The 11,242-nt window shown below is 59.8% G+C and carries 12 protein-coding genes and 2 tRNA genes; 6 read left to right on the top strand and 8 right to left on the bottom strand.

What is annotated here, in order from left to right:
- Positions 1-155 precede the first annotated feature (155 nt).
- A tRNA-Glu gene (locus QMC91_RS01155) sits at positions 156-230 on the bottom strand.
- Positions 231-417: 187 nt separating this feature from the next.
- Here QMC91_RS01155 and QMC91_RS01150 point away from each other — a divergent pair.
- Complete coding sequence (locus QMC91_RS01150) at positions 418-1,533, top strand: GTP-binding protein (RefSeq protein WP_300234109.1); 1,116 nt, start codon at positions 418-420, stop codon at positions 1,531-1,533.
- On the opposite strand, the gene QMC91_RS01145 is transcribed toward QMC91_RS01150, so the two are convergent.
- Positions 1,520-2,635 (bottom strand): tRNA (guanine(10)-N(2))-dimethyltransferase, encoded by a 1,116-nt coding sequence (locus tag QMC91_RS01145; RefSeq protein WP_300234139.1) that lies wholly within the window; start codon positions 2,633-2,635, stop codon positions 1,520-1,522. The two genes, QMC91_RS01150 and QMC91_RS01145, sit on opposite strands and share 14 nt — an antisense overlap.
- 70 nt (positions 2,636-2,705) lie before the next feature.
- Here QMC91_RS01145 and QMC91_RS01140 point away from each other — a divergent pair.
- The 3 genes from QMC91_RS01140 (at position 2,706) to QMC91_RS01130 (ending at position 5,104) form a co-directional block, all read left to right on the top strand.
- Positions 2,706-2,780 (top strand) — tRNA-Arg (locus QMC91_RS01140).
- 830 nt (positions 2,781-3,610) lie between these two features.
- Positions 3,611-4,450, top strand: coding sequence for a geranylgeranylglycerol-phosphate geranylgeranyltransferase (locus QMC91_RS01135; protein WP_300234107.1), 840 nt, complete (start codon positions 3,611-3,613; stop codon positions 4,448-4,450).
- Positions 4,451-4,693: 243 nt separating this feature from the next.
- Positions 4,694-5,104, top strand: coding sequence for a polymer-forming cytoskeletal protein (locus QMC91_RS01130; protein ID WP_300234105.1), 411 nt, complete (start codon positions 4,694-4,696; stop codon positions 5,102-5,104).
- Here the strand turns inward: QMC91_RS01130 and QMC91_RS01125 are convergent.
- From QMC91_RS01125 to QMC91_RS01110, 4 genes are read right to left on the bottom strand one after another with little or no spacing between them, the layout of a single operon-like run.
- Entirely contained in the window at positions 5,069-5,773 is a 705-nt protein-coding gene (locus QMC91_RS01125; RefSeq protein WP_300234103.1) for a DUF116 domain-containing protein, read from the bottom strand. The genes QMC91_RS01130 and QMC91_RS01125 overlap by 36 nt on opposite strands.
- A complete protein-coding gene (mtnA, locus tag QMC91_RS01120; RefSeq protein WP_300234101.1) occupies positions 5,770-6,828 on the bottom strand; it encodes an S-methyl-5-thioribose-1-phosphate isomerase in 1,059 nt (352 codons plus the stop codon). Before mtnA ends, QMC91_RS01125 begins: the two co-directional genes overlap by 4 nt.
- A gap of 2 nt (positions 6,829-6,830) precedes the next feature.
- Positions 6,831-8,105, bottom strand: a complete 1,275-nt coding sequence (locus tag QMC91_RS01115) for a CoB--CoM heterodisulfide reductase iron-sulfur subunit A family protein (RefSeq protein ID WP_300234099.1) — start codon at positions 8,103-8,105, stop codon at positions 6,831-6,833.
- Positions 8,098-8,589: a gamma carbonic anhydrase family protein gene (locus QMC91_RS01110; protein WP_300234097.1), complete on the bottom strand. Its 492-nt coding sequence runs from the start codon at positions 8,587-8,589 to the stop codon at positions 8,098-8,100. Before QMC91_RS01110 ends, QMC91_RS01115 begins: the two co-directional genes overlap by 8 nt.
- Before the next feature lie 486 nt (positions 8,590-9,075).
- Here QMC91_RS01110 and QMC91_RS01105 point away from each other — a divergent pair, with 486 nt between their 5' ends.
- Positions 9,076-9,534, top strand: coding sequence for a phosphopantetheine adenylyltransferase (locus tag QMC91_RS01105; protein ID WP_300234095.1), 459 nt, complete (start codon positions 9,076-9,078; stop codon positions 9,532-9,534).
- Here the strand turns inward: QMC91_RS01105 and pyrI are convergent.
- Positions 9,527-9,994: an aspartate carbamoyltransferase regulatory subunit gene (pyrI, locus tag QMC91_RS01100; RefSeq protein WP_300234092.1), complete on the bottom strand. Its 468-nt coding sequence runs from the start codon at positions 9,992-9,994 to the stop codon at positions 9,527-9,529. The genes QMC91_RS01105 and pyrI overlap by 8 nt on opposite strands.
- Positions 9,991-10,887, bottom strand: a complete 897-nt coding sequence (pyrB, locus tag QMC91_RS01095) for an aspartate carbamoyltransferase (RefSeq protein WP_300234089.1) — start codon at positions 10,885-10,887, stop codon at positions 9,991-9,993. The genes pyrI and pyrB overlap by 4 nt, the downstream gene beginning before the upstream one ends.
- A 150-nt stretch (positions 10,888-11,037) precedes the next feature.
- On the opposite strand from pyrB, the gene QMC91_RS01090 reads away from it, so the two are divergent.
- Entirely contained in the window at positions 11,038-11,241 is a 204-nt protein-coding gene (locus QMC91_RS01090; RefSeq protein ID WP_300234087.1) for a hypothetical protein, read from the top strand.
- Position 11,242: the final 1 nt, after the last annotated feature.

Genomic DNA, 11,242 nt, shown 5'->3' with positions numbered 1-11,242 from the left:
ACAAAAAGACGAAGATTCAGAAGGTGGCTGAATGGTGAAATGCGGAGGGGGCTAAGGAATATGATACCCCGCTCGCCGGGATATCGCTGGTTCTTCTGCATGAGAACGTCTCGATCACATCTGATGGCGAGATGTGTATATGTTAAAGAACAGTATGCTGCTATGGGGATTCGAACCCCAGTCGCAGGAGTGAGAGTCCTGCATGATTGGCCGGTCTACACTATAGCAGCGCAGTGCACCAATGTGCCTTAAAACGTTGTCCTTTATGATATTTAAACCTGTCCAACTACACCAGTCTGGATTTCTGCCGGCAACCAGGCGATCTGAGCTTTATACGGGCTTGAATTCCTCCTTTTTTCAGCGATTTCCGTCACAGACATCCATAAGTAGCTTACCATCTAACCTATACCGGCAGCAATGAGCAGTCTCGAAGAGCAGATACGGGAGATCGAAGACGAAATCAGGAAAACTCCCTACAACAAGGCGACCGCCAAACACATCGGCCGCCTCAAGGCGAAACTCGCGAAGATCCGTGACGAGGCTGTAGCCCGGGCGATGGCCTCCGCCGGAGGGGGCGAGGGCTACTCCGTCAAGAAATCGGGAGACGCCACCGTTGTCCTGGTCGGGTTCCCGTCTGTCGGTAAGAGTACGCTGCTCAACAGTCTCACCGGTGAGAACCTGAGCGAGACGGCCTCCTACGCCTTCACGACCGTCACTGTCATACCGGGCGCGATGGAACACCGTGGCGCAAAGATCCAGATCCTTGATATCCCGGGACTTATAGCCGGCGCAGCCATGGGGAAGGGCCGCGGAAAGGAGGTTATTGCCGTCGTGCGGAGCGCTGACCTGATCCTTATACTGGTCGACGTCTTCAACCAGCAGCATACGGACGTCCTGCTCCGGGAACTCCATGATGCGGGTATCCGGATCAACCGGGAGAGACCCGATATCACCATCAAGAAGACCGGCAACGGCGGGATCAGGTTGAACACCGTCGGTGCCGTTGACCTCGATATAGAGGAGATCCGATCGATCCTGGCCGAGAACAAGATCATGAACGCAGAAGTCCTCATCCGGGAAGGAGTCACCCAGGACGATTTCATCGATGCGATGATTGGAAACCGTGTCTACGTCCCGGCGTTTATCGCGGTCAACAAGGTCGACCTGGTCGACGAGAGGATGCGGCAGGAGATCGAGAAGAACCTGACCGAACGATTTGGTGAACCCCCGATCATGGTCTCCGCGCAGAGCGGTTACCACATTGAAGAACTCAAGGACGCCATCTTTGATAACCTGGGGTTCATGCGTGTTTACCTGAAACCGGTCGGCGGCCCCGCGGACATGGACGAACCGCTGATAATCCGGAGCCCGGCAACGGTTGAGGACGTCTGCAACCGTCTCCACCGTGATTTCGCGGATAAGTTCCGTTACGCAAAGGTCTGGGGCAGATCCGCAAAACACGACGCCCAGCGCGTCGGGCTCAATCACCGGCTCGCTGACGGGGACATCCTGACCATAGTCACCCGCCGCTGATGACCTCCTGGAGGACAGGGAGCGGTGCATCCGTTTTCAGGGCCGTGCCCGAGTAGTGGGCACGGCTTGCCCTGTAGCCAAGAGACCTTAGCCGCTCGATCACGCTCTCGATGCTGGCCGGGGAGACGCGGAGCGATCTTGCCACAACGTGGTAGTCGTAGTGGCTTGAGGTATCGAGTTCCTGCCGGCAGGTTGAGACCAGCCTTGAGAGCCGGGGGACCGTCCCGGCCTTAACCGACGGCAGGGTCTCCTGCATCGCGGCGAGGGTCTGATCATCGTTGATCCTGCCCGTCCAGAGCGGGCCGACAGCTACAAGGCCGGCGCCGCAGAGCGGGCAGTCTGCAGGTGCCGGGAGCATCCCGGTCTCTTCCGTCCGGTAGAGGCAGGTGGGGCACTGCATCACGTAGCCTATCCGTGCCAGCGTCCGGTCGGCCGCCGCAGCACCGTTGCGGATCCGCAGGTGCAGCCGGTGGAAGTGCTCGTGGGCGTAACAGAAGAGGGGTTCCACGCCGCGGTCGTACCGGATCACCTCGCGCACGACAAACCCGAGCAGCGTCCGGAGACCTACCTCGGCGTGGTACTCGGTGTTCCTGGGCCGGGAGAAGTAGCGGCGCATCCCCGCCGGAAGGTGCGCCCCGCAGAGCGGTGCGGTGTCGGTGGCTGTGACGAAGAGGTAGTTCCCTGCGCTCCGTACGGCGGAGTCCACGAAGGGCGCCGGTGTTCCAAAGGGGTCGAGGTCGACGGCATCAAACCTCCTCCCGCTCATAAGCACGTTTGCGTCCTGGCATGTGACCTCGATCTCCAGACCAGACATCTCGACGTTATGCCGGATCAGGTCGACCGCTCTCTCGCTCCGGTCGTTGATCGTCACCGGTATCCCAACCTCGCCTGCCACACGGAGCCCCCGTGCACCTGAAGCCCCCATCGCATCGAGGTAGTCCCGCGGCCGGAGGACGGTGAGCAGCAGGACGGTGGCGTCCCGGTTCAACTCCATGCGCGGGTTGTAAAAGACCGGGGAGTTCGCCGGCGGAAACGGGAGGGCAGGGTCCTGTCGGGACACAAAAAACCGGGTTCCCCCTTCGGTAACCTCAACGAGATCCATATTTTCCGGGATACGTGGATGCTCGATACCCTTATACCTTCTCATGGGTAATACTTTTAGCCCAGCGTGTGGGCTTGTGGCCTAGCCAGGATATGGCGTCAGCCTCCTAAGCTGAATGTCGGGGGTTCAAATCCCCCCAAGCCCGTTGCTTCTTTTTATGCTTCTGCCTTGAATCACGGGGATATCTCATAGGGAAGAGGCCGTCCCGGTGACACGCGAGACGTGCCAGGAAGTGCATCTCATGCGTCATGCTGGACCAATCTCTGAAATCCTGTTCCAGTCCCGGTGCAACGGATCTTCCCTCTGAGATCTCGAATGTCGAGTCAGGGGAGGGAGATGCTTCAATCACCTCCCCCTCTCAGCCCCTCCCCGAAGGGGGCGATTCTCCATCAATACGGTGCCCTGAAGGCCATCTTTATGGCTTCTCGGTGAAACCCTCTCCGAAATCTCGTTTCCATCCCCGTGAATGGCCCTTAGGCCAACGTCATGCACTGCCCGCCCCCCTGTTAAGGAGGTGTGGGAGGAAGCAGCGGAGCGCCGGGTAGGGAGTGTCCCGTATCCAGGTAAGAAGGCGTCTGTGTGGCATGTCGTGACATGGGGGGAGGTTTCAATCCTATCCCCCGCTGGGCGATTCCACATCGATACGGTGCCCAGGGAGAACTCTGTGGCGTATCAGCAGAACCGTCCTTGATGATCCAGTTTTCGTCCCGATGCACGGCCACCAGGTTGGTTAGGATGTTTGAAGGTGCGAGAAAAAGACCATCCAGGGAACGTGTCGAGAGGGTGGGAGGACACGCAGCGTCCCAAGGGGTGTTTTTCGAAAAGATGCCGGGAGAGAGAATGGCACCACTGCGGCAGGCCACACGCCAGAAACCTCTCACGTACATCATACACCCGGTGAGTCCACGGCCCCTCCTGTGCTGTTACAAATAACCGGGTTATTTATCCTTCAATCGTGAACCTAACTCCTCAATAATGAGCGCTTCAGCCCATCTCAGGATTACCCGGCCGCACAACGCCATAGTTGCCGGGCTTACCGCGCTCCTTGGCTACCTCATCGCCACGGGGACGCTCACGATGCCAGCGCTCCTCCTCGCTGTGATCGTCGCGCTCATCACTGCCGGCGGAAACGTCATAAACGACATATTCGACATAGATATCGACAGGATCAACCGACCCGATCGTCCTCTACCGGCCGGCGAGATCAGCCCCGGCGCTGCAAAGAACTACACCCTGGCCCTATTCAGCTCCGGGATTGTGCTTGCCGCCCTGACTACACCGCTCTGCCTTGCAATAGCCCTCATCAACTCGGCCATCCTGGTAGCTTACGCTGCCCGACTGAAACGCACCCCGCTCCTCGGCAACATCGCTGTTGCCTACCTGACGGCCAGCGTCTTCCTCTTCGGCGGGGCGTTTGCGGGCGTCTTCGGGCTCATCAGCAACCTCTCGCTTGCAGCCATCACTTTCCTTGCAACCCTGGCACGGGAGGTCCTGAAGGCTGCAGAGGACGTCGAGGGGGATGCAGCTGGCGGCGCACGCACCCTTCCCATGATCATCGGTATCCGGCGGACGGGGGTGTTCGCGCTCGCCTGTTCCTGCTGTGCCGTGGCGGTAAGCCTCCTTCCCTTCGGCAGATGGTGGAGCGGGTTCTACCTGGCCGGTATCACGGTTGTGGACATCGTCATCCTGGTCGGCGCCGCCAGAGGAGCGGCCTGCACACGGCCGGACTGCGTCCGTGCGTCCCGGGCACCATCCATACTCCGGGCAGGGATGTTTGCTGCTCTTGCGGTGTTTGCGATCGCCGCGGTTATCTGAACGGGATGGGACTGGGCGTCTCGCCCCATCCCCCTGTTGGCGATTCTCCATCGATACGGTGCCAGCAAGGAAACATCGCCACTTAATACCCGCCCCCACGGAAGTGGAGGAGGCTTGATGGGCGTCGGACTGTCCAGTCCTTCCAGCAGGCAATCATCCTGACACCGCAGCGCCCTCAAAACACCCTGCCGCGCTGATAATTTTATCTGGTTATGGACGAGAGTTGTTACCCGGGAGATCTTAATGAAGGTTTACCGGCACGGGGAGACATACATAGCACCGAAAGGTTCCTTCTTTGACGGGAACGTGAAGATAGAAGGGAATTTTATCACTCCACCCTGGACGCACATCTGGGGAAACGTGGTTGTTACCGGCCGGCTTGAACTCGGCCCCGGATCAACGGTCGGCGGGTTTGTGGAGGCCGAGAGCGCCATCATCGGCCACGACGTCAGGATCAAAGGACCGCTCCGGGTGCTCGATAGCGCCACCGTCTGTGACAACGCCTGCCTCCACTCGATCCAGGCGGGAGGAGATGTCATCCTGCGGCCCGGTGTGAAGGTCGGGGTCGTGACCAGCGAAGAGACGATCTACGTCTATGGAAAAGTCAGCACCGAACAGTTACTGGGCCGGGCCGTGAAGGTCCACGCCCCCTGACGGCGGTTCAAGGCCGAGCAGGGCAACATCCCTCAACGCCGCCCAGTCGGCAATGGTCTCCACACAGCCGTCTTTCAAGTTCACAACACCGATGGCGGTGATCCCCATCCGATCGGCCATATCGATCCCGTCTTTTACCTCCACAAGACAGCCAACACCGATGATCGCCCGCGGACGGTACTTCCGGGCCATCCTCTTTATGAACGTCGAGCCCGGCACTATGAATACCCTGTAGCCGAGTCTTTCGAGCCAGACAACGTTCTCCCCGACCTGACACCGACCGCAGTTCCGGCATTTAAGGCCTTCCGGCGTCAGGTTCGCCGGGCACTGTGCCGAGCGCAGGCACTGTGGCAGAAAGACCGCACGCTTCTCCACCGGGATCTCCGAGAACGCTTTCTGGTTCATGCTGTTACGAAGCGTTATGAAGAACGTGATGAGGTCCCCATCATCCAGCCCGAGGAGTTTGCAGAACGCCTTCACAAGCCCTTCCATGGCGACCATAGCCGGTATCAGGATCTGCGGCAGGTAGAACTTCCCTCTCCTGACCGAGGCGACTGTGAGGAATGCGAGTGCTACCGCGAGGAGCAACATCCCGAGGACCACAAAGAACGTCACCTCTCCTATCAGGATCATCACCTGCCCCCAGACACCGGTCTCAAGTAGACTCATCGCTCAAACCCTCCTTTCCCCTCTATCAGCCGGAACGACTCTGCGTAGGGCGGTCGCAGCACCCCGACCTCCGTGACGATCGCATCGACCAGGTCGAGCGGAGTGGCGTCGAAAGCGTAGTTCAAGATCGCCACATCATCGGGTGCAAGCATACGGTCACCGCAGCGGGCGAGTTCGGCGCGGTCCCGCTCCTCGACAATGACCTCCTCCTCGCTCTTTGCAGGATCAAACGTCGAAACCGGCGCCGCAACGTAGAACGGGATACCATGGTGCCGGGCTGAAACAGCGTGCATGTATGTCCCGATCTTGTTAAAGACCGCGTCCCGGGTGATCCTGTCAGCCCCGACAATAACACAGTCGATCACCCCTTTCCGCATAAGATAGGCGGCTGTCGAGTCGGTGATGAGGGTCACATCGATCCCATCCCGGTTAAGTTCCCAGCAGGTGAGGCGCGAACCCTGGTTCAGCGGCCGGGTCTCACAGGCGAGCACCCGCACCTCCTTCCCGGCCTCAACCGCCGACCGCACAACGCCGAGGGCCGTTCCCCAGCAGCGGCAGGCGAGCGCCCCCGCGTTACAGTGGGTGAGCAGCGTGCACATCTCCGGGAGAAGTTCGGCGCCGAACGCACCGATCCTCCGGCAGGTCTCTTCATCCTCCACGGCAACTGCGTTAGCCTCGCGGACCGCGGCCTCTTTTGCCGCCTCGACCGATACGGCAGCGTTTATCACGCCGAGGACACGGTCGATCCCCCGGGCCAGATTGACCGCGGTAGGCCGGGTGCTCCGCAGAGCTTCGGCAGCCCGACTGACGCCTTCACGGAACCGCACGGGATCCCTCTCGCCGCTCCTGACGACCGCAAGCGCCACGCCCATCGCCCCCGCGATCCCAAGCGCCGGGGCACCCCGGATCGCAAGCCTCCGGATCGCATCGGCAAGTTCATCGACGGTTCTGCAGCACGCAACCTCATACTGCCCTGGAAGAAGGGTCTGGTCGATGTAGACGATGCAGTCGTTCTCCGCATCCCAGGCAATGGTGTAGGCGATCTCTCCTGGCATCTTTACCCCGCACGGATCACGTCAAGGTAGGCCCGCATCGCCGCCGCCCCGCCCATCGCGACCGAGTCCGGGATGTCTCTTGGCGCGGTGGCGGTTCCTGCAACATAGACGCCGGGCTTCACCGTGAGCACCGGGCCGAGTTTCTGGTCGGCAACCCCGAAGAACCCGGACTCGTCCCGCGGGAGCCCGAGCATATGGGCGATCTCCTCCGCACCACTGGCTGGTTCAAGCCCGACGGAGAGCACCACAAGGTCGGGGTGGACGGTCTCCATCTCACCGGTCTCGGTGTTCTCAGCGATAAGTGTCAGCCGATCGTTCTCCGTGAGCACCTCCCCCGGGAACCCCCGGACGAACCTGACGCCAAGACTCTTTGCCCGCTCGAAGTACTCCTCGTAACCCTTGCCGTATGCCCGGATATCGTTGTAGAAGACGTTAACCTCGATCTCCGGGTTCTTCTCCCGGATGAGAATCGCGTTCTTCACCGCATACATGCAGCAGACACCCGAACAGTAGGGTCGGTCGATGGAGAGGTCACGTGAACCGACGCACTGGACAAACGCCACGCTCCTTGGAGTCCTGCCGTTGGAGAGACGTCGGATCTTACCGCCGGTGGGGCCACTTGCGTTGATCAACCGCTCGAACTCAAGGCTTGTGATGACGTCGGGGATTGTTAGGTATCGCAGTTGGGTCTTGTTTCTGGCATCAAACGTTGCATAACCGGTTGCAACGATGATGCTTGCCGCCTCAAGGTCGATCGTGCGTTCCTCGTCCTCGTGGAGGATCGCTTCCCTGCCGCAGACGTCGTAACAGAGTCCGCACTCGATGCAGTGCTCCTGGTCTTTTACGACGATGTCGGGGACAGCCTGGGTGTGGGGCTTGTATATTGCTTTTCGAACACCGACCCCGGCGTCGAACCGGTTGTAGACCTCCACCGGACAGATCAGGCTGCAGTCCCCGCAACCGTTGCACTCGTTCTCCAGGATGTAACGTGGGTGTTTCCTGACCCTGACCCGGAAGTTCCCGACCTCGCCCTCGATCGACTCGACCTCCGAACACGTGTAGATGGTGATGTTCGGATTTCGGGCAACGTCCACCATCTTTGGAGAGAGGATGCACATGGAGCAGTCGTTTGTGGGGAACGTCTTGTCGAGCTGGGCCATGTGTCCACCAATGCTGGGTTCGCGTTCTATGAGATGGACGTGTATGTTGTGCCCCGCAAGGTCGAGCGCCGCCTGGATACCCGCAACTCCGGCGCCGATGACGACAACATCAGCCACGGCGGTACCTCCCTGCGAGTCGGACGTATTCGTCTGCGTTGTGAACGATCCCCGCCTCCTCTTCGGGGGTTGTCCCCCGAACAACCTTTCCGGGCACGCCGAGAACCAGGGAGGCGGCCGGGATCACCTTCTTCTCGGTCACCACCGCGCCGGCACCGATGATGGACCCCTCCCCCACCACAGCGCCGTTCAGGACGATTGCGCCCATCCCGACGAGCACACGGTCCCGGATGGTGCAACCGTGCAGGATGGCACCGTGACCGAGAGAGACCTGGCTCCCGATACTGACAGGGTGGCCGGGGGTGGTGTGGACGGTGGCGTTGTCCTGGATGTTTGAGCCCGCTCCAACCGTGATCCTATCCCGGTCACCCCGGACAACGGCACCAAACCAGACACTGACGTCGTCGGCGAGCGCTACGTTCCCGATGACCGTTGCATTCTCTGCGATAAAGACGCGGTTTCCCACAACCGTTCCGCTCTCCATATTAGATATAGCATTTGTTCTGGCGATACAAAACCTTCTCCCTCTCCGGTGGGAATCAAAACATACATTCCCCCGGTTCGGTGAACATTTTCGTGGACGGGTCCGGGAGTGGGAGGCGGCGGTGTTTCCGCGAAAGACCGTATTCCTGGAGACGCAGGAGACAGGGGCTGGGAACGTCCCGTCCCCTCCCCGTCAGCTCCCCACCCATGGCGGGGCGATTATCCATAAGTCCAGTGCCATGGGGATTCATTCACCCGGTTTCCCTGTGAGAGACGTCCTGAAGAACTCATTACTGTCCCGGGACACTGTCCTCCGGGCCAATCGCCACACACACTGCCCACATCCATCTCCAGGGAGCTGCCGGCGTGGTGTGTTCAACGAAGGGCGTCCGACCGGGGATACGGAAGAAAAGATGCTGGAGAATGCTCCAGCACCCCATCTCTCCCGACCACTACCCATAATACCCATCAGTGCAAACGCCTCTTGATGAAAGTGATGGTCGGGGGGACGTTCGACCCCCTCCATGCCGGGCACCGGAAACTCCTCTCCCGTTCATTTAACCTTGCCGGGCCCGCCGGTGAGGTGGTAATCGGGCTGACAACCGATGACTTCGCCGGCACAAAGGTGCACCCGGTCCAACCATACCAGAAAAGACTGGACAACGTTACGGCATTCATCCAGGAGAAGGGTTATACCGCCTCCTGGGCAGTTGAACCGCTCTCCGACCGCTACGGGAGCGCCATCGACGCCGATTTTGATATCCTTGTCGTCTCCGAGGAGACCCTTCCTGTAGCTCTGGATATCAATGAACTGCGGCGACAACGCGGGATGGCAAAGGTAGACCTGTATGTAGTTTCGTGCGTCCTTGCCGAGGACGAGCGGCGGATCTCGAGCACCCGGATATACAGGGGCGAGATCGACCCGCACGGACGTCTGATCAGATGATATGGTTTGCTATATCGTCCTTGATCAACCAGTCGCAGTAGAGACAGTGCAGCCCTTTATCGAGCACCTCAAAGGTGCTCTCCACTGGTTCGTTTGTGTTCGTGATGCAACCGGGGTTCGGACACCTGACCACACCCTTGAGGATCCTGGGGATCTCCACACCCTTCTTCTCCACGACCTGATAATCCCTGATGATGTTGATCCTTGCCTGCGGTGCAAGCAGGGCGATCCGATCGACCTCCTCCTTGCGGAGCTCCCGGTTCTCGATCTTGACAATATCCTTCTTCCCCAGTCGCCTGCTCTCGACGTTTGTCGCGATGCTCAGACACTCGGTTGTCGACCCCGTGATACCAAGGATTCGCAGGACGTTCAGCGCCTCGCCGGCCGTGATATGATCTATGACGGTACCGTTCCGGATGGGACTGACGAGCAACCCTCGTGCGGTATCTTTCTTGCTCATCTCATCACCTCGTGAAGTAGCGCCATCCTGACCGGAACACCGTTACGTGCCTGCTCAAAGTAGCGCGCATAAGGCGTCCGATCCACCGCAGGATCGATCTCCCCGGCACGCGGGAGGGGATGGAGGATCATCAGGTTGTCTCTGACACCCTCCAGCAGTTGTGTTGTTATCCGGTAACTTGAGGCGACGTTGTAATAGGACGCTGTGTCCGGGAAACGTTCGCGCTGGATCCTTGTGACATACAGCACGTCGAGTTCCCTTATCACCTCTTCGACGCTCGCGTGCTCGACCACCTCCACGCCGCGCTCCCGGAGTTTCAGGGTTATGTTTACCGGCATCTCAAGCCCTCCAGGCGCGATGGTGTGCAGGGTGACACCGTAGAGGGAAAGGGCGAGCGCCAGGGAATGCGCCGTCCTGCCGTAGCGAAGATCCCCGAGGAGGCCTACATTGATCCCATCAAGCGGCATCGACTTCCGTATGGTGTAGAGGTCAAGCAGCGTCTGGCTCGGGTGCTGCCCTGCACCGTCGCCGGCGTTGATTACCGGGACCGAAGCAAACTCGGTAGCCAGGCGCGCAGCCCCCTCTCTCGGGTGGCGAAGCACGATGGCGTCCACGTACCCGCTCACCACCCGGATGGTGTCCGCGAGCGTCTCCCCCTTGACGATGGAACTCGCCTCCACAGAATCTAAGCTTATCGACTGCCCTCCAAGCCTGGCCAGGGCGGCCGCAAACGACATCCTCGTGCGGGTGCTGGGCTCAAAGAAGAGGAGCGCCACAAGTTTACCCTCAAGCAACCCGGGGGGGTAACGCCCGGTCTCAAACTCCTCTGCCCGATCCAGCAGGTAATCAAGGTCTTTCCTCTCAAAATCCCGGATAGAGATAATGTGGTACATCGTGCGGCTACCTTCCGGGGCTCGCGATCAATCCTTTCGCCCCCTCCTCTCTCATGGATACTGGTTCACCGCACAGAAAGAAAATACCTTTTTTCCAGGCGCGTGATCCAATGACAACCTTTCTCACCCCTGACCGTCCAGTAATACTCAATGAAGGAGAGAACGGCCTCAAAAAATAAAGAGGAGTATGCCGCCGAGACCTGCTGTCATTGTGGTGGGCTCGGCTGCACCTACTGCAACGGAAAGGGTAGCGTGATGGTGGAGCAGCCCTCACGCAAATGCAGGCACTGCAGCGGGGACGGGTGCATCTACTGCGGCTACACCGGCTGGGAGCACCCGCTGAAAGAGTATTAGC

Source organism: Methanoculleus sp. (genome assembly GCF_030019085.1).
In the GTDB taxonomy this organism is placed as follows: Archaea; Halobacteriota; Methanomicrobia; order Methanomicrobiales; family Methanoculleaceae; genus Methanoculleus.
Note: the sequence above shows the minus strand (reverse complement) of the source record. Positions and strands in the feature narration are given on the sequence as shown.